At 73.1% G+C, this 20,740-nt stretch carries 18 protein-coding genes; 8 read left to right on the top strand and 10 right to left on the bottom strand.

The window, feature by feature from the left end:
- Positions 1–68 precede the first annotated feature (68 nt).
- Positions 69–1,532 (top strand): dihydrolipoyl dehydrogenase, encoded by a 1,464-nt coding sequence (gene lpdA / locus AB0N90_RS33325; RefSeq protein WP_365202810.1) that lies wholly within the window; start codon positions 69–71, stop codon positions 1,530–1,532.
- Between the two features lie 124 nt (positions 1,533–1,656).
- Positions 1,657–2,910 carry a M14 family zinc carboxypeptidase gene (locus AB0N90_RS33330; protein ID WP_365202812.1) on the top strand — a complete coding sequence of 418 codons (1,254 nt, stop codon included), beginning with the start codon at positions 1,657–1,659 and terminating at the stop codon, positions 2,908–2,910.
- 67 nt (positions 2,911–2,977) lie between these two features.
- Here AB0N90_RS33330 and AB0N90_RS33335 read toward each other — a convergent pair whose 3' ends face one another.
- The gene (locus tag AB0N90_RS33335) at positions 2,978–3,400 is read right to left on the bottom strand and encodes an SSI family serine proteinase inhibitor (RefSeq protein ID WP_365202814.1); all 423 of its coding nucleotides are present in this window, start codon (positions 3,398–3,400) and stop codon (positions 2,978–2,980) included.
- A gap of 80 nt (positions 3,401–3,480) precedes the next feature.
- Positions 3,481–4,041, bottom strand: coding sequence for a DUF1707 and FHA domain-containing protein (locus AB0N90_RS33340; RefSeq protein ID WP_365202816.1), 561 nt, complete (start codon positions 4,039–4,041; stop codon positions 3,481–3,483).
- Between the two features lie 202 nt (positions 4,042–4,243).
- Between AB0N90_RS33340 and treZ the strand changes: the two genes are divergently transcribed.
- Positions 4,244–5,989, top strand: coding sequence for a malto-oligosyltrehalose trehalohydrolase (gene treZ, locus AB0N90_RS33345; protein ID WP_365202818.1), 1,746 nt, complete (start codon positions 4,244–4,246; stop codon positions 5,987–5,989).
- A 31-nt stretch (positions 5,990–6,020) separates the two neighbouring features.
- On the opposite strand, the gene AB0N90_RS33350 is transcribed toward treZ, so the two are convergent.
- The 5 genes from AB0N90_RS33350 to cyc2 all read right to left on the bottom strand — a co-directional run bounded on the left by AB0N90_RS33350 (position 6,021) and on the right by cyc2 (position 13,228).
- Positions 6,021–6,953, bottom strand: a complete 933-nt coding sequence (locus AB0N90_RS33350) for an aminoglycoside phosphotransferase family protein (protein WP_365202820.1) — start codon at positions 6,951–6,953, stop codon at positions 6,021–6,023.
- A 75-nt stretch (positions 6,954–7,028) separates the two neighbouring features.
- Complete coding sequence (locus AB0N90_RS33355) at positions 7,029–8,156, bottom strand: aminopeptidase P family protein (protein ID WP_361679305.1); 1,128 nt, start codon at positions 8,154–8,156, stop codon at positions 7,029–7,031.
- A 219-nt stretch (positions 8,157–8,375) separates the two neighbouring features.
- Positions 8,376–8,915 (bottom strand): PDZ domain-containing protein, encoded by a 540-nt coding sequence (locus AB0N90_RS33360; RefSeq protein ID WP_365202822.1) that lies wholly within the window; start codon positions 8,913–8,915, stop codon positions 8,376–8,378.
- 147 nt (positions 8,916–9,062) lie between these two features.
- Positions 9,063–10,913, bottom strand: coding sequence for an O-aminophenol oxidase PhsA (gene phsA, locus AB0N90_RS33365; protein WP_365202843.1), 1,851 nt, complete (start codon positions 10,911–10,913; stop codon positions 9,063–9,065).
- A gap of 152 nt (positions 10,914–11,065) precedes the next feature.
- Positions 11,066–13,228: a germacradienol/geosmin synthase Cyc2 gene (cyc2, locus tag AB0N90_RS33370; RefSeq protein ID WP_365202824.1), complete on the bottom strand. Its 2,163-nt coding sequence runs from the start codon at positions 13,226–13,228 to the stop codon at positions 11,066–11,068.
- A gap of 133 nt (positions 13,229–13,361) precedes the next feature.
- Here cyc2 and AB0N90_RS33375 point away from each other — a divergent pair, with 133 nt between their 5' ends.
- Positions 13,362–14,144, top strand: coding sequence for an alpha/beta hydrolase (locus AB0N90_RS33375; protein WP_365202826.1), 783 nt, complete (start codon positions 13,362–13,364; stop codon positions 14,142–14,144).
- Positions 14,141–15,403: a cytochrome P450 gene (locus AB0N90_RS33380; RefSeq protein WP_365202828.1), complete on the top strand. Its 1,263-nt coding sequence runs from the start codon at positions 14,141–14,143 to the stop codon at positions 15,401–15,403. Before AB0N90_RS33375 ends, AB0N90_RS33380 begins: the two co-directional genes overlap by 4 nt.
- Here the strand turns inward: AB0N90_RS33380 and AB0N90_RS33385 are convergent.
- The 3 genes from AB0N90_RS33385 to AB0N90_RS33395 form a co-directional block, all read right to left on the bottom strand.
- The gene (locus AB0N90_RS33385) at positions 15,375–16,571 is read right to left on the bottom strand and encodes a damage-control phosphatase ARMT1 family protein (RefSeq protein ID WP_365202830.1); all 1,197 of its coding nucleotides are present in this window, start codon (positions 16,569–16,571) and stop codon (positions 15,375–15,377) included. The genes AB0N90_RS33380 and AB0N90_RS33385 overlap by 29 nt on opposite strands.
- 22 nt (positions 16,572–16,593) lie before the next feature.
- On the bottom strand, positions 16,594–17,238 hold the full coding sequence (locus AB0N90_RS33390) for a ScbR family autoregulator-binding transcription factor (protein WP_037655450.1): 645 nt from the start codon (positions 17,236–17,238) through the stop codon (positions 16,594–16,596).
- A gap of 309 nt (positions 17,239–17,547) precedes the next feature.
- On the bottom strand, positions 17,548–18,198 hold the full coding sequence (locus tag AB0N90_RS33395; protein WP_365202832.1) for a Tat pathway signal sequence domain protein: 651 nt from the start codon (positions 18,196–18,198) through the stop codon (positions 17,548–17,550).
- A gap of 738 nt (positions 18,199–18,936) precedes the next feature.
- Between AB0N90_RS33395 and AB0N90_RS33400 the strand changes: the two genes are divergently transcribed.
- The 3 genes from AB0N90_RS33400 to AB0N90_RS33410 all read left to right on the top strand — a co-directional run bounded on the left by AB0N90_RS33400 (position 18,937) and on the right by AB0N90_RS33410 (position 20,632).
- On the top strand, positions 18,937–19,632 hold the full coding sequence (locus AB0N90_RS33400; protein ID WP_361679329.1) for a DUF6230 family protein: 696 nt from the start codon (positions 18,937–18,939) through the stop codon (positions 19,630–19,632).
- A gap of 5 nt (positions 19,633–19,637) precedes the next feature.
- A complete protein-coding gene (locus AB0N90_RS33405; RefSeq protein ID WP_361679332.1) occupies positions 19,638–20,078 on the top strand; it encodes a DUF6114 domain-containing protein in 441 nt (146 codons plus the stop codon).
- Between the two features lie 98 nt (positions 20,079–20,176).
- Positions 20,177–20,632, top strand: coding sequence for a tellurite resistance TerB family protein (locus tag AB0N90_RS33410; protein WP_085567128.1), 456 nt, complete (start codon positions 20,177–20,179; stop codon positions 20,630–20,632).
- Positions 20,633–20,740 lie beyond the last annotated feature (108 nt).

Below are 20,740 nucleotides of genomic sequence, written 5' to 3' on the forward strand. Positions count from 1 at the left end.
ATTCCGCATGGATTCCACAAGAACATTGCCTTGGACTCATGGCAAGGGGCGGCCGCAGGGTGGTGGGCATGAGCACGCACACAGCGGATGTCACGGACCCGGCGGATCCGACGGACCTCGCGGATGTCATCGTCATCGGCGGCGGCACGGGCGGCTACGCCACCGCCCTGCGCGCCGCCGCCCTCGGCCTCGACGTCGTCCTCGTGGAACGCGACCAGCTGGGCGGCACCTGTCTGCACCGCGGCTGCGTCCCGAGCAAGGCGATGCTGCACGCCGCCGAACTGGTCGACGGCATCGCCGAGGCCCGGGAGCGGTGGGGGGTGAAGGCCACGCTGGACTCCGTCGACTGGCCGGCGCTGGTCGCCACCCGGGACGACATCGTCTCGCGCAACCACCGGGGGCTGCGGGCACATCTGGCGGAGGCGGGAGTGCGGGTGGTGCGGGGCAGCGCGCGGCTCACGGGGGCGCGGACGGTGCGGGTGGAGGGCGTACAGGACGCGCCCGGCGTGCGCCAGCTCACCGCGCGCCGTGGCCTCGTCCTCGCCACCGGTTCACGCCCGCGCGCGCTCCCCGGGCTCGTGCCGGACGGGCGGCGCGTGGTGACGAGCGACGACGCGCTGTTCGCACCCGGGCTGCCGGACTCGGTCCTGGTTCTCGGCGGGGGCGCGATCGGCGTGGAGTACGCCTCCCTGCACCGCTCCCTGGGCGCGGAGGTCACCCTGGTGGAGGCGGCGGAGCGGCTGGTGCCCCTGGAGGACGCGGACGTGAGCCGGCACCTCACCCGGGGGCTGCGGGGGCGCGGCATCGATGTCCAGGTGGGAGCGCGGCTGCTGGACGCGGAGGTGCTCGACGACGGGGTGCGGGCCCGGGTGCGCACCGCGCGCGGCGAGACCCGGACGCTGACGGCGCGGCGGCTCCTGGTGGCGGTCGGCCGGGTCCCGGTCACCGAGGGCCTGGACCTGGCCGCGGCCGGCCTCGCGACGGACGCCCGCGGCTTCGTCGTACCGGCCGACTGGGACCGGCTGGAGACGGCCGCGGAGGGCATCCATGTCGTCGGCGATCTGCTGCCGCCGCCCTCGCTCGGCCTCGCGCACGCCTCCTTCGCCGAAGGGCTGGTCGTCGCCGAGTCCCTCGCGGGGCTGCGGCCCGCGCCGGTCGACTACGCGGCCGTACCCCGGGTGACGTACTCCTCGCCGCAGACCGCCGCCGTCGGGCTCACGGAGGCGGAGGCGCGCACCGGGGGACACGACGTGGCCGTGCGCGCCATGCCGCTGACCGCGCTGGCGAAGGGGATGGTGCACGGCCGGGGCGGGATGGCGAAGGTGGTCGCCGAGGCCGGTGGCGGGCGGGTGCTCGGGGTGCATCTGGTCGGCCCGCAGGTCTCGGAGCTGATCGCCGAGGCGCAGCTGATCGTCGGCTGGGACGCCGAACCCGCCGATGTGGCCCGGCATGTGCATCCGCATCCGACGCTCTCGGAGGCGGTGGGCGAGGTGTTCCTGACGCTCGCGGGACGGGGGCTGCACCAGCGGTGAGCACCACGAATGCGGTGGCACCGGCTCCGGTTGGCACATGCCGAGAGGGCATCCGGCCGGACGCTTGACAGCCACCGCGCACCGTGCGGGACTGGGAGGGCGAAGCAGGGCGGACGAATCGGGGGTGAGTCTCCTGCCGGAGCTGCGCTATCCCAGCGTTCCCGAACTGGTGGCCTGCGCACGGGCGTTGGCCGCTTCGGAACCCGGGCTGTGCGCGCTGCGGCAGGTGGGCCGCTCGCGCGCGGGACGGCCCCTGCATCTGCTGTCGGTGGGGCACGCACAGCGGTCGGTGCTGGTGGTGGCGGGCGCCCACGCCAACGAACCGGCCGGCGGCTCGACCCTGCGGGTGCTGGCCCGACGGGTGCTGGCGGAACGCGAGTTGCGCACCGGCACCTCCTGGCACTTCCTGCTCTGCGCGGACCCGGACGGCGCCGCCCTCCATGTCACCCCGGCCCCGCGCAGCCTGCTCGACTACCACCTCGGCTTCTACCGGCCCACCGGCGCCGAACAGCCGGAGTGGTCGCCGTCCGTGCTGCCCCCGGACCGGCTGCCGCCCGAGACCCGGGCCCTGACCGGGGTGATCGACGAGCTGCGCCCCTACCTCCAGGTGACCCTGCACGGCACCGATCTGGGCGGCAGCTGGGTGCAGTTGACCCGGGACGTGCCGGGCCTCGCGGAACCGTTCGCCAAGTCGGCGGCACAGCTGCACATCCCGGTGGAGACGGGTGCCTCGGACGCCGCGGGCTGGCCGGCGTCCGGGCCCGGGGTGCATGTGATGCCGGGGCCCGAGACGGGCGTGGCCTACCCGAGCATGCCGGACGACGCCCGGCACAGCACCTGGTACCACGCACACCGCTACGGGGGACTGACCGCCGTGGTGGAGGTGCCGATGTGGGCCAGCGACCTGGTGGACGACCCGGCGCCGCACCCGGCACCGGCGGCGGCGATGCGGCGGCTGGCCGGGCGGCTGCTGCGGGACTCGCTGGAGGTGGAGCGGGTGCTGGCGCAGGCGCTGCCCCGGCTCGACGGCGCCGACGGGCCGCTGCTGCGGGCCGCGCGCTGGGCACTGGAGCTGATCCCGGGCCTGGCCGAGGACTGGACCCACACCGTGCCGGCCGCCTCCACGATGGCGTACGTCGGCAGCGTGGACGCGTTCGGACGGCGGCTGCCGCTGCGGGCCGCCGCGATGCTGCTGCGGGTGCTGCGGGAGAGCGGCGACCGGGCGGCGCCGGACCTGGAACGGCTCGTGGCCACCTGGTCCGACGCCTTCGCCCGGCGCTTCCGGGCCCGCTGGGTGCCCCTGGACCACCAGGTGGAGCACCAGTCGCGCACGGTGCTGCTGGCGGCCCGGCAGGCCCGGGAGCAGGCGTGTCGATAGGGCCGCCGGCCGGTGCGGCGCAGCCTCCCGCCGCGGGTCGGTGTGCCGCGGGTCGGTGTGCCGCCGGTCAGTGCGCCGCCGGTCGGTCGCCGAGGTCGAAGACCGACCCCGTCCGCGCCCGCAGCTCGCAGGAATTGGTGTACGTCCGCCGGAAGTCGACCGTCCGGCCGTTCCAGCGGCCGTGCGCGGTGGCGGTGACCGGGGAGTAGATCCGCGGGCAGAACACCTTGCGGGCCGGGATGCGGTCGATGTCGCCGCGGGCGGCGGTCAGTTCGGCGCAGGCCTCGGCCGCGTACGGATGGCCCTGGGGCGGCAGGCAGCGCAGCAGGGCGCTGCGGCCGCTGTCGGCCCGGGCGCCCGAGCGGGTGATCATGAGGTGCAGCCGGTTGCCGTGCAGGTGGGGTGCCGCCTGGGCGGGGCCCGCGGCGAGGAGACCGGCGGCGGCCAGGAACACGCCGGCGGCCGCTGTCGCTCTGGTGAAGTACGTCATGCCCGTTGCATCGGCAGGACGTCCGGCGTTCCGCAGTGCGGGTCACCCGTTCGAACGACCGGGGCGGCGCGGCCGCGCGTTCAGCTCAGCGACAGCCGGTACGCCACCCGTCCGAACGCCACCTGGTCGCCCTCGCGGACCGCGACCGCGCCGATCACCCGGCGCCCGTTGACGGTGGTCCCGTTGGTGGAGCCGAGGTCCCGCAGGATCCACAGCCCGCCCTGCCGGCTGAGTTCGGCGTGCACCCGGGAGACCGTCTCATGGGTCAGCCGCAGCCCGTTGCCCGGGTCGCGGCCTATCCGCAGCCGGGTGTGGGCCGGTCCCGGCAGCAGCAGCTCGGGCAGCCGCTCGGCCTGCCAGGCGCGGCGCAGCCGTACCGTGAAACCGGAGACGGCCTCGACGGTGCCGAAGATCGCGCGGGAGAAGCGGTTGTCGCGGGGCAGGTCGGCGACGAGTACGGCGAGTTCGTCGGCGTGCCGCGCGGCGAGCGCCAGTTCCATGCGGCGCACGAACGTCTCGTGCGACAGCCGGCCCTTGGCCGCGCCGTCCCGCAGCACCTCCAGCGCCGCTTCCCGCTCCGTGTCGGACAGCCGCGCGGACGCCGGGGCCGGGGCGGTGGGGAACTCGAAGGACGACGTCACGCCTGTGATTGTCGGTCAGTGGGCGGCGGGTGTCCAGAAAGCGGGCAATCGGCGCCCGCCCGCCGGTACTTCCGCGCGGCCCGCCGGGAAACATCGCACGACACCTGGGGGGAAAGGGCCCGATCGAAGGGGAGATCGGCGGTGCGGGCGGGCACGATGGGAGCGCGGGACATCACGGTGAGCAGACGAAGGGGAACCGTCCGTGCAGTTCGAGGTGTGGGCACCGCAGGCAGACCGGGTGACGCTCCAGTGCGAGGGCGCCGCGCGGGCGTTGACGCGCGATCCGGAGCGCGCGGGCTGGTGGAAGGGGGAGGCGACGGCGGGTGACGGCGCCCGGTACGGATTCGCGCTGGACGACGGTCCGGTGCTGCCCGATCCGCGCTCGCGCCGGCAGCCGGACGGTCCCGACGGGCTCAGCGCGGTCGTGGACCAGGAGCGGTACCGGTGGCGGGTGCCGTGGCCGGGGCGGGAGCTGCCGGGCGCGGTGCTCTATGAGCTGCATGTGGGCACGTACACCCCCGAGGGCACCCTGGACGCGGCGGCGGCCCGGCTCGGTCATCTGGTGGAACTGGGCATCACCCATGTGGAGTTGATGCCAGTATGTCCGTTCCCCGGGCGGCATGGCTGGGGGTACGACGGGGTGTCGCTGTGGGCGGTGCACGAGCCGTACGGCGGCCCCGAGGCGCTGAAGCGGTTCGTGGACCGGGCGCACGAGCTGGGGCTCGGTGTCGTACTGGACGTCGTGCACAACCACTTGGGGCCCTCCGGCAATCATCTCCCGTCCTTCGGGCCGTACTTCACCGACACGCACACCACTCCGTGGGGCGCGGCGGTGAACCTGGACGCGCCCGGTTCGGACGAGGTGCGCGCCTTCCTCGTCGGCAGCGCGCTCGCCTGGCTGCGGGACTTCCGGCTGGACGGGCTGCGCCTGGACGCGGTGCACGCGCTGTACGACACCCGGGCCACCCATTTCCTGGAGGAGCTGTCGGCGGCCGTCGACCGGCTCGCGGTGGAGGTGGGCCGGCCGCTGTTCCTGATCGCCGAGACCGACCTCAACAACCCGCGCTTCATCACGCCGCGCGCGGAGAACGGGCTCGGGCTGCACGCGCAGTGGAACGACGACTTCCACCACGCCCTGCACACCGCGCTGACCGGCGAGTCCCAGGGCTACTACGCGGACTTCGCACGCGATCCCTTCGCCGCGCTGGCCAAGACGCTCACCGGGGGCTACTTCCACGACGGCACGTACTCCGGCTTCCGGGGGCGGCACCACGGGCGGCCGCTGGACCGGTCGCGGGTCGCCGGGCACCGGCTGCTCGGCTACTCCCAGACCCATGACCAGATCGGCAACCGCGCCCAGGGCGACCGGCTTTCGGCGCACCTCTCCCCCGGCCTGCTGGCCTGCGCGGCGACGCTGGTGCTGACCGCGCCGTTCACCCCGATGCTGTTCATGGGCGAGGAGTGGGCGGCCGGCACGCCCTGGCAGTACTTCGCCGACCACACGGACCCCGGCCTCGCGGAGGCGGTACGGCGCGGGCGGCGCCGGGAGTTCGCGGCGCACGGCTGGGCCGAGGAGGACGTACCGGACCCGGGGGACCCGGCGACCCGGGAACGCTCCTGTCTGGACTGGTCGGAGCCCGAACGCGTCGAGCACGCACGGGTGTTGGACTGGTACCGGCGGCTGATCGCGCTGCGCCGCGACCAGCCGGACCTCACCGACCCCGATCTCGCCGACACGAAGGTGGCCTACGACGGGCGGGCCCGCTGGCTGGCCTTCCGGCGGGGCGACGTACGGGTCGCGGTGAACCTGGGCAAGGAGGCGGCCGCCATCCCGCTGGGCTCCCGCCCGGCCCTGGTCCTCGCCGCGTGGCAGCCGGTCGAGCCCCCGGGCGCGGACGGGATGCTCCAGCTGCCCGGGGAGTCGTGCGTGGTGCTCAGCCAGCCCTGAGACGGGGAGAGGCAGCCCTGGGGGGAGCGCGTTACGGCTCCTCCCCCGCCGTCTTGAAGTCCGTCACCCGTTCCAGCAGGATCGGCTCCCACGCCCGGCGCAGCTGGGTGCGCAGCAGTGTCGGGTCGCCACAGGTACGGCCGTCGAGGCGGTCCGCGAGGCGCAGCACCGTGTCGCAGCGGGCGAGCCACAGGCCGCGCAGGCAGGGGCGGGCGCCGTACCCGGCGAGGGTGGCGGCGCGGACAGCGGCCGGGGAGCCGACGGCGACGGCGAGTCCCGCGATGTCCTCGGCGGGATCGCCGAGCGCCACCTCGGTCCAGTCGAGGATGCCGCGCACCCGCCCGTCGGCGCTGACCACCACGTGTTCGCCGGTGAGCCCGTGATGGGTGAGCACGGCGACTCCGGGCTGCGCGGCGAGCTGGGCGGCCCCGGCCGGGGTGAGCTGGTACATCGGCGCGGCGTCGAACTCGTCGGCGGTGGCGAGCTGTTCGGCCGCGTGCACCGCCATCCGGCGCAGCGCCTCCAGGGAGCGCGGGGCGGCGCGCGGCACGCCGAGGGACTCGGCCTGCCGTACCGGCACCGCGCGCAGCCCGGTGAGCAGCCCGGCGAGATCGGCCTCGCCGGCCGCCGAGACCTCGTGCTCCTCGGCGGTGCCGCCGGGCACCACGGTGTCCAGGGTGCAGGCCAGGCCGGGCGCCCAGTCGGCGTGCGCGACGCTGACCGGCACCGCGACCGGGACGTGCGGGCGGACCAGGGCGCGCAGCCGCAGTTCCCGCCGGCGGCGGGTGGACGCCTCCCGGTCGGGGGCGAGGCGCAGCACCTGGCGGGTGCCGACCCACCAGGTGTAGTCGTGCCCCTCCCGGACAGGCCGGACGTCGGGTCCGTCGCCCTCGGGGCCTTCCTTGAGCAGCGAACGGACCAGCTGGCGGACGGTGTCCGCGGTGGGGGTCGGTGCCTGGGTCATGGATCGCGCGTTGCCGTTCCGGGTGTCGTCGGGGGTGGTCGCCCGGGGCCCGCCCTGAGCCCCGGGCCCGGGCCGTCAGTCCACTGTCACCATCTCGCGGCCGGTGTTGTTGAGGCGGCGGCCGCCGTCCTCGGTCACCGTCACGATGTCCTCGATGCGCACCCCGAACCGGCCGGGCAGATAGATGCCGGGCTCCACCGAGAAGCACATCCCGGGCACCAGCGGCAGCTCCTCGCCCTCGATCATGTACGGCGGCTCGTGCGTGGTGACGCCGATGCCGTGCCCGGTGCGGTGGATGAAGTACTCGCCGTACCCGGCGTCGGTGATCACCTTGCGGGCGGCCCGGTCGACCTCCTGGCAGGCCACGCCCGGCCGCACCGCCTGGTAGCCGGCCTCCTGGGCCTCGCGCACGATGTCATGGACCCGGCGCTCCTCCTCGGTGGGCTCGCCGACGTGCACGGTGCGCGTGGTGTCGGAGCCGTAGCCGTCCTTCAGGCCGCCGAAGTCGAGGACGACCATGTCGCCGCGCCGGATGACGCGGTCGCCGACCTCGTGGTGCGGGTTGGCGCCGTTGGGGCCGGAGCCGACGATGGTGAAGTCCACCTGGGAGTGGCCGAAGCGGCGCAGCAGCGCGGCGAGGTCCCGGCCGAGGTCGGACTCGCGGCGCCCGGCGAAGGTCACCTTGCGGATCTCCTCGAACGCGGCGTCGGCCGCGGCTCCGGCGGCCGCGAGCAGCTCCACCTCGGCGGCGTCCTTGACCGCGCGCAGCATGGGCAGGGCGTCGGTGAGGGCGGCGTACGAGCTGTCCGGCAGGGTGCGCTGGAGGCCGAGGACGTGCATCCCCCAGGTGTTGTCGCTGATGCCGTAGCGGCCGCGGCCGTCGAGCAGCTCGGCGGTGACGGCGTAGGGGTCCTTGCCGTCGGTCCAGTCGCGCAGGGTGAGCGCCTCGCCCGCGACGGAGTGCTCGGCGTCCGGGGCCTCCAGGGTGGGGACGACCAGGACGGGGTCCTGGCCGGGGGCGAGGACCAGCAGGGTGAGCCGCTCGGTGACGGCGGTGGGGGTGTAGCCGGTCAGCCACACCATGTCCGGTCCGGGCGCCACGAGCAGCCCGGCGAGACCGGCGTCGGCCGCGGCGCGCGCGGCGCGCTCCATGCGGGCCTTGTGGTCGGCTGCGCTGAAGGGCGTGGTCGTACTACCGGTCATCCGGGCCTCCGGGCGGTTCTGGCTGGTCGGGCGGGTGGCAGGGCGCGCGGAAGGCGCCCCGGGCAGCATCCTGCCCGCCCGCACCGGGCCACGCGACCCGATCGGCGGATCCCGCGTCCGCCGGGCACGGCGGAGATCCGCGCGGGGCGGGTCACGGGGGTCGGCAGGACGTCCGGCACCCGGCCATCATGACCCACCGGTCCCCGGTTTCCGCGGCGCTCAGGTCACCACGCCGGGCACCACCGTCAGCTGCTGGAAGCCGCCGCCGCTGTGCCGCACGGTGAGCAGGACCTCGCTGCCGGGGCGGGCGCGGGCGACGGCCCGAGCCAGGTCGGCGGCGGTGTCGACACGGGCGCCGCCGAACTGGAGCAGGACGTCCCCGCGGGCCAGGCCCGCCCGGTAGCCGGGGCCGGGCGTGTGCACGCCCACCACCAGCGCGCCGGGGCTGCCGTAGTCGACGGCCTCCACGCCCAGGGTGGCCCGGGGGCCGCTGTCCGGTACGGGCGCGCCCGCGGCCCGGGGGCGCGGCGCGGCCTCTCCTCCCCCGCCGAGCACCGTGGCGCCGAACGCGCCGATGCCCACGCCGGACAGCACCAGCAGGGTGCCCGCGCAGGCACCGAGCAGCAGGGTCCGCAGCCGCCGGCGGCGCCGGGTCGCGGCGTGCGGATGGTGGGCGGGGCCGCCGCCCGTGCGAGGGCCGCCGCCCGTCCGGGGGCCCCGGCCCGGCAGCGGCCTGGGCCGCAACGCAGTGTGTTCCATGGTTCGTTCGCCTCCGGCCGGTCATCTACCCGGCGCACCGGTCCCTGACGAGACACGAACGAGTGAGACTGACCGGAGGCCGGCGGCGGGTAGTCACCACGGACGCCCCGCGCACCGGCCCCGGCCCCGGGTCGGCTCAGGGTCGGTTCAGTCCATGTGCCCTCCGTGGCCGCCGTCGTGCATCGCTCCGTGGTCGAACTTCATCGCCTCGGCCGGCATCACGACGAACGGGCGCATCATGCCCATGTCCTCGTGCTCCAGCAGATGGCAGTGGTACATGAACCTGCCGTACGCCCCGTCGAAGCGGCCCATGACCCGCAGCAACTGGCCGCCGGGCACCCGGAAGACGTCCTTGTGGCCCTGCTCGTTGGGGGCGAGCGGGATCGCGGTGCCCGCGTCGTGGCGGATCGGGGTGCGGGTGCCGCCGGTCGCCGGGTCGAAGCCGGAGACGTCGTAGGCGTCCCGGCCCAGCAGCTGGAAGTCGGCGAGGTGGATGTGCATGGGGTGCACGATGGGCGCGAGGTTGAGGAAGCTCCACTGCTCGTAGCTGCCCTCGCCGATGGTGAATCCGAGCCCGTCGTTGAAGGTCCGCGCGCCGCGCCGGTACGTCTTGGTGGTGCCGTCGGGGCCGGTGAGCTGAATGACCCCGTCGGCCGGGAGCACCAGCCCGTCGGTGTCGGTGACCTCGGTCATCTCCCAGATCTCCGGGTGGCCGCCCGCGCCCTTGGTGGCGGGCGGGGTGAGCACGACCAGCCGGTGGCCGTGCGGCAGGTCGTGGGTGAGCCGGCGGAAGGAGCCGGACAGGACCTCGGGCAGCTCGAAGGTGTCGTGCTCGGCGGCCTTGCGGACCCGGAACTCCATGACCGCGGGAAAGCGCACGTCACCGGCCGGGTCGGGCACGCCCGCCGGCCGGCGCGGGCCCTTGTTGACCAGCCGCAGGGTACGGCCCGCCAGCCGCCGGAAGTCCACCAGCAGATCGAAGCGCTCGGCGGGCGCCACGGTCAGGGTGGGCAGTTCCGCGCCGAAGTCCACCGGCACGGGCCGCGGCAGCAGCCCTCCGTCACTGCCGATCTGGTGCACGATGCCGGGCACCGGGTCGCCGTCCTCGTCGATCAGCACCAGGTCGAAGATGCGCGCGTTCGAGGCGTTGACCAGGCGGAAGCGGTACCAGGCCGAGTCCACCTCGGCGTACGGCCAGATGCGGCCGTTGACCGTGGTGTAGGGCCCGGTGAACGGGATGGTCACCGGCCTGCCGGTCTCCGGGTCGCTCTGCTGTACGACGACCGTCTTGTGCAGCAGCCGTCCGTTGAGCCGCCCGTCCTCGTCGGTGTCGAGATTGCGGTCGGCGAGCAGCAGCGGGATCTCCCGCTCCCCGGACGGCAGACGGAGGGCGTCCTCCTCGTCGTCGCGGACGAGGTAGGTGCCGTAGAGCCCGGACATCACGTTCCAGCGGGTGATGTTCATGGCGTGGTCGTGGTACCACCACTGGGTCGCCTGGTGGTCGTTCGGGTATTCGGACAGCTGGGCGTCGCCGGAGCCGACGGCGTTGTCCGCCCAGCCGTCATTGCCGCCGCCGGTCCGGGCGCCGTGCAGATGGGTGACCGTCCAGGCGGGCAGGGCGGCGACGTCCTTGTCGGGTTCGGCGCCGCCGCGGCCGGGCTCGGTGGTGGCGGGCGCGGTGCCGGGCGCGCGGACCGGCACCGCCACCGAGGTCACCGGGTACTCGGCTTCCTTGGGGACGCGGTTGGTCCAGGCGATGCGGATCCGGCGGCCGCGCCGCACCTCGATGGTCGGGCCGGGGACATGGCCGTCGTAGCCCCACATCAGGGTGGGCGGCAGCTGCGGGTGCAGCCGCACCCAGGTCGGGCGCAGGGCGATCTCGGTCTCCCGCCGGACATCGGCCCCGGCCGGCCGCAGCACCGGCGGCACGGTCAACGGCGCGACATACGGCCGCAGTTCGCCCGGCGCCCGCTTCTTCTCCTCCGTGGCGCCGGTGATCCCCTCGACGGCCTTCTCGATGATCTCGGTCAAGCTCGAACACCCCCCGTGTTCTCGCGTGGTGTCGTTCCCCTTACCTGTGAAGACTGCGAAGAGTCCGCCGACGTTCCCTGAATGCCCTACTCCATACGGGTAGATTCCGAAACGGCCGATCAGCCCGGAGTGAGCAGCGGCCGCACGGGCGGGCGGTCGGGCAGGAAGCCATGGGCGCGCCGGGACAGCCAGGCGTCCTTGTAACGGTCCACGCTGCGGTGCCAGTTGAGGATGCCCGCGAGCCAGTTCCGCAGGTCGTCGACATAGCCGTCCACCGCCGCCCGGGCCTGCGGGGACAGCCCGAAGTCGTCGTACAGCACGGGCAGTTCATGGGCGACCACATGTTGGAACTGCCGCATGCGCTGGGTGGTCAGGTCATGGACGACACCGAGCGCGGTCGGGTAGTCGACACCGAAGAAGTTCTGCACGACCAGGACGGCGTTGTGGATCTCGCCCTCGTACTCGATCTCCTTCTGGTACGAGAAGATGTCGTTGAGCAGGCAGGCGTAGTCGATGGCGGCGTTCTCCAGGGAGCGCACCGGGCCGCTGCGGTAGACCTCCGGCGGGACCGCGGGGCCCCGGCCCATCCGGCACAGGCTCAGGGTGAGGTCGGAGCCGAAGGTGGCGCGGCGCATCTCCAGGTAGTCGACCGGGTCGGGCACGCGGTTCTGGAGCTGGTTGGACAGCTCCCACACCCAGCTCTCGGTCATGGTGTCCACGGCGGCCTTGAGGGTGCGCCGCTGGGCGGTGCTCATCGGGGCGGTGGTGCGGGCCCACAGGTCGCTCAGGGAGCGTTCCATCGCGTTGCCGGGCACCAGCGGGGGCTCGCCGTCGACGGGCATGCAGGCCGACAGCCGGGCGGTGGTGAGGCGGGCGGCGGCCAGGTCCCTGCGGTGGCCGTAGACCAGGGGGTAGTAGTCGTCGCCGTAGGTGCCGAAGGCGAGCCACTGGGCGCTGAGGTCGAGGGCCTCGGGGGTGGCGTCGGGATCGAGTCCCGCGGAGCACAGGGCGAGATCGTAGGCGCGCAGTTTGTCCTCGTCCCAGACGCCCTCCTGGAGGATGCCGACCCGGTCGCACCAGGCGCGCAGATTGCGGCGGGTGGCGTCGAGGTGCGGGCTGAGCTCCAGGGCGAACGGCATGTGGAACTCGGGCAGGATCGAGGGGCCGACCTTCTGGTGGGGCACATGCGTGTAGGCGCGCAGCCGCTCGTGCGCGGCGGAGGCGAGCAGGGCGCCGATCCGGGCAGCGGAGGTGCCGGGGCCGCTGGGCAGCAGCCAGGGCGAGTCGTTTCGCGCGCCCTTGTTCATATAGCGGCTGGAGCGCAGATGCCATTCGTGGCCGCCGCTCTGCCAGTCCTGGAGTCCCTTGGCGTAGGCGGCGATCGCGCCCGTCTCGGCCGGGGTGAGGCGGTGTTCCAGGGCGATCGCGGGCACCTCGGTGAGCGCGGTGTGCTCGAACTGGTGCAGGCGCGAGGTGAGGATGTCGTTGACGGTGTCGGCGGCCTGCTGGGTGGTGCAGCCGAAGAAGGTCTCCAGGACGAGCACGCCGTTGCTGTTCTCGCCCTCCTCCTCGACCTCGCGCTGGTAGGAGAACAGGTCGTTGCGCAGATGGACGGCGTCGGCGAAGGTCTCCATCAGGACCCGCAGCGGCCTGGTCTCCGCGACGGAGGCGGGCACCTCGGCGGTCGCGTACTCCACGAGCCCGGCGGACCAGGGCGCGCCGCCCACCTTGCGGCGCATCTCGATGTACTCGACGGGGTTGGCGATCCGCCCCTCGTTGATGTTGGACAGCTCCCACATCGACTCGTTGAGGAGATGCTCGGTGGCCACCGAGAAGCGGCGGCGCCAGTCCGCCGACATCGCGGGCACCGTACGCGCCCACAGGTCCTTCAAACCCGCCTCGACGGGGTTCTCCGGCTCGGGCACGGGGGTCGCGGGATCGATGGGCATGAACAGCGGGAGCCGGTCGAGATGGGCCTTGCCCGCGGCGCGGTCCTGGGTCCGCTTGAACATGTCCAGGAAGTGGTCGTCGAAGAAGAACACCCATACGTACCAGTCGGTGATCAGCGAGAGGGCGGCGCCGTCGCAGTCGGGGTGGGTGTAGGCGCACAGCAGTCCGTAGTCGTGCGCGTCCAGGTCGGCCTGGTCCCAGATCCCGGAGCCCTCCAGCATGCCCATCTCGCGTGCCCACGCGGTGGAGTGGGCGCGTGCCTCGTCGAGGTGCGGATTGAGCCGCGCGGGAAACGGCATGTAGAAGTGCGGGAGTTCGAACGGCTGCGTCATGGCCGGGCCCTACCCGGGGCCCCGAACACCCATCCCACGCGCGGGACATGATCACACCATCGCGTGAACCGCCCCCGGGGTGTGCCCCGTCCGCGCCCTTGCCGTGCTCGGGCACCCGGGCCACCGTAGGCGCATGAATTCCTTCGTGCTGCCCCATGAGGTGCACGGCGACGGCGCCCACCGGGTGTTCGCCGTGCACGGCTGGTTCGCCGACCGCTCCGCCTACGCGGCCGTCCTGCCGGACCTGGACCGCACCTCCTTCACCTATGTGCCGGTCGATCTGCGCGGCTACGGGGAGGCCGCGGACGCGCCGGGGCCGTATACGACGGCTCAGGCGGCCGTGGACCTGGTGGCGCTGGCCGACCGGCTCGGCTGGGCCAGGTTCTCGGTGATCGGGCACTCCATGGGCGGCGCGGTGGCCCAGCGGCTGCTCGCGCTCGCCCCCGGGCGGCTGCGCCGCATCGTCGGGGTCTCCCCGGTGCCCGCCGCGGGGATGCCGCTCTCGGGTGAGCAGGGCGCACTGTTCACGGACGCGGGGCACAAGGCGGGCAACCGGCGCGCGATCATCGACTTCACCACCGGCGGGCGCCGCCCGGCCGCCTGGCTGGACCGGATGGTGTGGACGTCGTTCCAGCGCAGCGACGCGAAGGCGTTCCGGGCCTGGCTGGACTCCTGGGCGGGCGAGGACTTCCACACCGAGGTGACCGGCAGCGAGGTGCCCGCGCTGGCCGTGGCGGGCGAACTGGACCCGGCCCTGTCGCCCGACCTGATGCGGGCGACCTGGCTGTCCTGGTACCGGCACGGCGATCTTGTCGCGCTGCCCGGGGCCGGCCACTACGCGATGGACGAGACACCGCTGGAACTGATCCGGGTGGTGGAGGACTTCCTGCGCGCGGACGGGAGCGACCGGGCGTGAGCACAGGGACCACCGCTCCGGTGCCGGACGTCTTCGACCCGCGCCGGTACGCCACCGGGGTGCCGTACGACGCCTACCGCGTCCTGCGCGACGAGCACCCGGTGGCCTGGCAGGAGGAGCCCGAGGTGCTGGGCTGGCCCGCCGGGCCCGGGTTCTGGGCGGTGACCCGGCACGCGGACGTCGTCCGGGTCCTGAAGGACTCGGCCGGGTACTCCTCGCACCTCGGCGCGACCCAGATCCGGGACCCGGACCCGGAGGACCTGCCGTTCGTGCGGCGCATGATGCTCAATCAGGATCCGCCCCGGCACGGCCGGTTGCGGCGGCTGGTGAGCCGGGCGTTCACCCCGGGACGGATCGAGCGGTTCGCGGCCCTCGCCCGGGAGCGGGCGCGGAACCTGCTCGCGGCGGCACGGGAGCGGGCCGAGCGGGGGGACGGCACGGTCGACCTGGTGGCGGCCGTCACCGACGAGTACGCCCTGCTCAACCTCACCGATCTGCTGGGCGTCCCGGAGGGCGACCGACGGCTGCTGCTGCGCTGGACGCGACGGGTGATCGGCTACCAGGACCCGGACGAGGCCGCTCCCCCGGTCCTCGACGGCTCGGGCAGGCCGCTGAACCCGCGCTCCCCTGCGCTGCTGCGGGACATGTTCGGCTACGCGCACGAACTGGCCGCGCACAAGCGCCGGCACCCCGCCGACGACATCATGACGACCCTCGCCACCGACCCCGAACTCACCGGGCCCGAGCTGGAGATGTTCTTCTTCCTGCTCACGATCGCGGGCAACGACACCGTCCGCAGCGCGGCCCCCGGCGGCCTGCTGGCCCTGGCCGAACACCCGCAGTCGTACGACCTGCTGCGCACCGGGAAGGCCGAACTCGCCCCAGCCGTCGACGAGTTGCTGCGCTGGCATCCGCCCGTGCTGACCTTCCGGCGCACCGCCGTACAGGACACCGAGCTGGCGGGCCGACGCATCCCGGCGGGCGACAAGGTCGTGGTCTTCCACGCCTCCGCCAACCGCGACGAGCGGGCCTTCGCCGACCCCGGCCGACTGGACCTCGCCCGCTCCCCCAACCCGCATGTCTCCTTCGGGGACGGCCCGCACGTCTGCCTGGGCGCCCACTTCGCCCGCCTGCAACTGCGGCTGCTCTACGCGGAGGTGGCGCGCGCCCTGCCCGGACTGCGCCCCGCGGGCCCGGCCGAGCGGCTGGTGTCGAACTTCATCAACGGGCTCAAGTCCCTTCCCGTGCGGGTCGGTTGACCTGGATCAGCGCATGCGTGCCGGCCGTGCGCCAGCGCTGCCCCTGCGCCGCCACCAGCCGCGCCTCGGTGGCGGCGGTCAGCCCGGTGATCACCTCGGACTTCAGGGTGCGCAGCGCGGCCACCGGGCCCGGGAAGTACCCGGTCGCCGCCGCGAAGGACGTGGTCGGCGGCCAGCGCCGATCGCCCACCAGGCGGCGGTAGTTGAGGTCGCCCTTGAAAACGGTGAGGGTGGCGGCGGCGAACTCGGCACGCAGGTCCGGCGGCATCCGCTCGTACGGCAGCGGGGCGCAGAAGAAGGGGTGGGCGCGGACCGTGAGCCGCCCGTCGGCCATGGCGGAGCGGAGCAGCCGCCCCGACTCACCGGCCGCGCCCGGCGCCGTACGCAGCCGTTCCAGGCCGTCGAGCACATCGGCCATGATCGCGTCCGAGACGTAGTAGGGGTACGGCTTCACCTGGAGCACCGCCCGCGCGATCCGGCCCCCGGCGAGCAGCTGGGCGATCAGCAGCAGATCGGGGACGAGTTCCCGGCCCGCGTTGTCCGCGACGAGGACCAGGTCGGCTCCGCCGCCGGGCGGCAGCAGCGACCACAGCCGCTCGCTGTCGTCGGCGACCAGCGCGGGTGCCGGCTCCCGGGCCTCGGCGCCCTCGGCGGACAGCCGGAACCCCAGGTCGGCGCGGTTGCCCCAGAGCGAGCCGTGCAGCAGGGCGCGGCACCGCTCGGGCTCCGGAAGGTCCCGCAGATCGTCGAGGGCGGCGAGTTCCCGGTCGGTCTCCGGCGCGTCCAGTTCCGCGCGCTTGACGGGCCGGAAGGGGTCGATGCCCCGCCAGGGCCCGGGCGTGAAGTAGCCGACGGCTTCGAGGAGTCGGCGGTAGAAGTAGCTCTCGGACCACAGCCACGGCACATCGAACCAGGACTGTCCGGCGTACTCGGCCAGGCCCCACGCGTGCCAGTCCGCGCGGTCCGGGGCGTCGGCGGGCAGGGGTGCCACGGTCCCCTCGGCGCAGTTCTTCAGCAGCTCGTCCAGCGCGCGGTGCTGCCCGGGGCCGTACGGGAGGGCGTCCCGCACCTGGCGGATGATCGCCGGGTGCCGCTCGGCCAGCACGCCGTGCGGGAACGAGCCGGGTTCGTTGCCGAGAATCACGGATGCGAACGGGGTTTCGGGCATGTCCGTCACCGTATCGCGCGTCTCACGCGGTTCTGATCTCCCGCTCCAGCTGCGTGGCGAGGGTGACGTAGCGGGGGCGGCGGTGCACCGGGACCAGGCCGCGGATCATCAGGTGCCACATCTCGGCGACCCGGCGCGGCAGGCGTCCCACGGGCTCGAAGCGGCCGGCGACGCGGGTGCCGAAGAAGAAGCAGACGAGCGAGTGGGCGGCGGCGGAGACATCCAGGTCGCCGTGCACATCGGCCTCGCGCACGGCCCCGGTGAACTTGCGGGCGGCGAACTCCAGCCATTCGGTGTAGGGGTGGCGCAGCGGCGGCCGTACGGTGACGTCGGCGGTGGCCAGGCGCAGTCCGGCGCGCGGCACCGGGTCGTCCACGGCGAGCCGGGCGATCCCGAACGTGGTGCGCATCAGGCCCTCCAGGGAGGAGTAGCCGCGCCCGTCGAGATCGGCCACCAGACGGCGGGCCGCGCGGTTCTCCAGCTCCAGGATCGCGTGTGCCAGATCCTCCTTGGCGGCGAAGTGGAAGTAGAGGGCGCCCTTGGTGACCTTCGCGTGTGCGACGATGTCGCTCAGACTGGTGGATTCGTAGCCGTGTTGGTCGAACAGATCGGCGGCGGCCGTGATGATCGTGGCCCGGGTCTGTTCGGCGCGTAACTGCCTCGCCATGCTGGGACCCCTCCTCGCGAGACGAACGAACGGGACATGCGGTTTGTTTTTAACCCCTTGCATACGATAACTCACCGAATGGCAACGGGAGTCCCCATGATCGCCACGATACGAGGCGGACGGCCGGCTCCTCAACGGCGTCTCACCGGAGGGCCGAAAAAGGCCAACTGCCTTGCGCTGTAAGGCAGTACGGCCCTTACGGCAGGATGGCGCACAGCAGGGCGGCGCCGCCGCGATGCCGGAGTGCACCGCGTCGGCGCCGCCTGGGCGCTGCGTTCAGGACGGCCCGAAACGACCGCCCGGGGGACGTCAGTTGACGTAGACCGATGCCCCGCCGTCGGTCACCGGGGCGTACTTGGCACTGAAGTACGCGGTGGAGAAGCAGAGCGAGGACCCGGAGACCTTGTTGAACTGCTGGTTGGTGAAGGCGATGCTGTTGTCGGCGTTGGCCGTCTTCCCGGCCAGGCTCGGGCCCTGGTAGACACAGGTGACGCTGCCCAGCAGGGTGCTCAGCTTGACCGTGGACTGGATGACGGAGCCGCTCGGGGGCGTGACGGTGAGGGTGCCGTCGGAGGCGGCCGACGCCGTGTAGGGCAGGTTGTCGATGGTCACACTGGTGACGCCGAGGACACCGGTGACATTGCTGGTGCAGCCGCTGAAGGTCTGCCCGGTGAGGGACTCGGTGGCGGTGCCCGGCGCGGTCGGGTTGGCGGTGACCTTGGCGGTGAACTGGGAGGTGCCGCACTTCACGCCACTGGTGCCGGTCGAGCTGGAGTAGAAGGTGGCCGAGGTGCCGCTGGCCAGGGGCGCGGTGAGGGTGTCGCCGACCGCGACGGCGGTGCCGCCGGCGCTGCCCGTGGTGAGGACCGTGCCGGCCGCGGAGGCCGGACCGGCCGACACGAGGGCGAGCGCGGTGGCGGTGGCGGTGCCGGCGAGAGCGATGAGGGTACGCGTACGCATGCGGGTGCCTCTCTGATGGGGTGGGGAAACGCGGACGTGGGGGGTGGGGGCGGTGCAGCGGCAGTGCGGATGTCGCCGCCGCCGCGGGTCCGTCACGCCTTCTCCTTACGCGACGGACCGGCGACGGCGGCGGGCCGGACACCGGCCGGTACCCGGGGGGAATCGGCCGGGCCGGACGTACAAGGGGGGTGCCGGTACGGACCCGTGGGGGAGCTGTCCGTGCCGTACTCGCGCGACGTGCGGGAAGATCACCGTGCGGGAGGATCACCGTTCGGGACGGCCGCCGTTCGAAGGGGCCGGCAGGTGCGACGGCCCGCGTTCGAGACGATCGCCGCGCAGTGGAGCGGGTGCCGCGTAAGGGCCGGGAACGCGGCCGGTGCCCGCAGGGGACACGGCCGCTGCCGCTCGGGGATCCGGCGCCACGGATCCGTGGAATCTGAGGAATTTGTAGCCCCGTCAACCATCGGCGTCAACCCATCGGACCGTTCAACGCATCTGCACACAGGGGAAGTTGAGGGTTCGCAGGGCTCGTACGCACCGTCGACACCCTTTTTTCACATCTCCCTTGACCCCAAAATGTAACCGGCGGTAACTTCCTCGAAAGGCTACCGCCGCGTAACGAGAAAGCCCTTGCACCCGCCGGGAGTGCGAGGAGGCGTCCGCGGCGGCCGCTGTCCGCGCCAGGACATCGCGCCACTGAAGCCCAACCCGCATTGATCCATGCCCATGGGAGCAGACATGGCCTCGTCCCCGGACCTCTCGTCCACCGGCAACACCCCCGAGAACCCGGAAAACGGTTCACCGTCCGAAGCACCGAGCGGCACCCCGGCCCCCGCGGCCGGCAGACGGGGCCGTGTCCGGGCCCGTCGCGCCGCGGTGATGGCGGTGCCCGCCACCCTCGTCGCCGCCGGCCTCGCGGTCCTCACCGCACAGGGCGCGCTCGGTGTGCAGTTCGCCATCTCCGGCATGCCGTTCACGGTCACCGCGAGCCAGCTGGACGGCACCGGCTTCGAACAGTTCGGCGGCCTGGACAACATGGCCGACGGCAGCCCCAACGCCGGTGACACCGGCGGCCAGGAGCTCATCGTCACCTCGGCGATCAAGAAGGCCACCCTGACCAAGCTGTGCCAGAGCGTCGACCTCGGCGGCACCAACCTGCTGATCACCGCGGGCTCCGGCGACACCAAGGTCAGCGCGTCCGATCTGACCACCGACTCCACCGAGATGTCGGGTGACGCCTCGTTCAACCACATCGAGATCGGCAACGACGCGAGCACGCTGACCGAGGCCAACGCGAAGGGCCCGATCGGCGTCTTCAGCCAGCAGGCCGACAGCGTGCACATCGACAATCTGCGGCAGACCAACTACGCGACCACGGCAGGGGTGTTCAAGCTGCCGGGTCTCAAGCTGCGTTTCAGCGACTCGGGTTGCTGAGCACCGTGGCGGAGAGTCCCCGACCGGTACCCCGGCGCTCCTTCCGGGCCTGGCGGGCCCGCCGGCCGTTCTGGGGCGGGCTGCTGCTCGCCCTGGGCGGCGGCGAGATCCTGCTGACCGAGAAGGCGTCGCTGAAGGTCGTGATGCACATCGGCATGCAGGGGCTCGCCGGCTATCTGCTGCCGGTCCTGATGGCGCTGCTGGGCCTGCTGGTCCTCTTCAACCCCGCGCAGCGGCTCTTCTACTCCATCCTCGGGGTGCTGGCGTCGCTGGGCACCTGGGTCACGTCCAACCTGGGCGGCTTCTTCATCGGCCTGCTGCTCGGTGTCGTCGGCAGCTGTCTCGCCTTCGGCTGGCTGCCGGACCAGGAGCCCCGGGTGAGCCGCCGCAAGCGGCGCCGCCGGGCACGGGCCCTCGCCGAGGAGGCCGGGACGAGCGCGGTATGACGTCCCGGAACTTTCCGGCCCCACCGTCAGTTTCTACGGTGTTGTAGAAGTTGCCGGTGGGTGCCGCGGGGCACCTGCCGTTGATATGAGGAGCAAGCATGGCCCTGTGGGACCGCGTCAAGGAATCCGCGTCGCAGATGCAGAACCAGCTGGTGGCGAAGAAGAACGACCTCAAGAGCGGCGCCTTCCGGGACGCGAGCATGGCCATGTGCGCCCTGGTGGCCGCCGCGGACGGCACCGTCGACCCCTCCGAGCGCCAGCGCGTGGCCCAGCTCATCGCCACCAATGAGGTGCTCCAGAACTTCCCGGCGGACGACCTGCGCCGCCGCTTCGAGGACAATCTGAACAAGCTCACCACCGACTTCGCCTTCGGCAAGGTGAGCGTCCTCCAGGAGATCGCCAAGGCCAAGAAGAAGCCCGCCGAGGCCCGCGCCGTCATCCAGATCGGCATCGTCATCGGCGGCGCCGACGGCGACTTCGACAAGACCGAGCAGTCCGTCGTCCGCGAGGCCTGCTTCACCCTGGAACTCCCGCCGCACGAGTTCGACCTCTGACCGACGGCACAAGGGCGGGGGCGTGACCGGCACCCGGTTGACCTGCACATACGCACGTCCGACGGTGTGGTCGATATTGGCCACGGCCTTGGCCTTCACATCTCCGAC

It is taken from the genome of Streptomyces sp. NPDC093018 (assembly GCF_040684035.1).
Classification (GTDB): Bacteria; Actinomycetota; Actinomycetes; order Streptomycetales; family Streptomycetaceae; genus Streptomyces; species Streptomyces murinus.

Bases quoted from the DNA above. Each gene is read 5' to 3' on its own strand.
- lpdA (WP_365202810.1), top strand. From the start codon at position 69: ATGAGCACGCACACAGCGGATGTCACGGACCCGGCGGATCCGACGGAC.
- AB0N90_RS33335 (WP_365202814.1), bottom strand. From the start codon at position 3,400: ATGACGTACTTCACCAGAGCGACAGCGGCCGCCGGCGTGTTCCTGGCC.
- AB0N90_RS33350 (WP_365202820.1), bottom strand. From the start codon at position 6,953: ATGACCCAGGCACCGACCCCCACCGCGGACACCGTCCGCCAGCTGGTC.
- AB0N90_RS33355 (WP_361679305.1), bottom strand. From the start codon at position 8,156: ATGACCGGTAGTACGACCACGCCCTTCAGCGCAGCCGACCACAAGGCC.
- AB0N90_RS33360 (WP_365202822.1), bottom strand. From the start codon at position 8,915: ATGGAACACACTGCGTTGCGGCCCAGGCCGCTGCCGGGCCGGGGCCCC.
- cyc2 (WP_365202824.1), bottom strand. From the start codon at position 13,228: ATGACGCAGCCGTTCGAACTCCCGCACTTCTACATGCCGTTTCCCGCG.
- AB0N90_RS33375 (WP_365202826.1), top strand. From the start codon at position 13,362: ATGAATTCCTTCGTGCTGCCCCATGAGGTGCACGGCGACGGCGCCCAC.
- AB0N90_RS33385 (WP_365202830.1), bottom strand. From the start codon at position 16,571: ATGCCCGAAACCCCGTTCGCATCCGTGATTCTCGGCAACGAACCCGGC.
- AB0N90_RS33390 (WP_037655450.1), bottom strand. From the start codon at position 17,238: ATGGCGAGGCAGTTACGCGCCGAACAGACCCGGGCCACGATCATCACG.
- AB0N90_RS33395 (WP_365202832.1), bottom strand. From the start codon at position 18,198: ATGCGTACGCGTACCCTCATCGCTCTCGCCGGCACCGCCACCGCCACC.
- AB0N90_RS33400 (WP_361679329.1), top strand. From the start codon at position 18,937: ATGGCCTCGTCCCCGGACCTCTCGTCCACCGGCAACACCCCCGAGAAC.
- AB0N90_RS33410 (WP_085567128.1), top strand. From the start codon at position 20,177: ATGGCCCTGTGGGACCGCGTCAAGGAATCCGCGTCGCAGATGCAGAAC.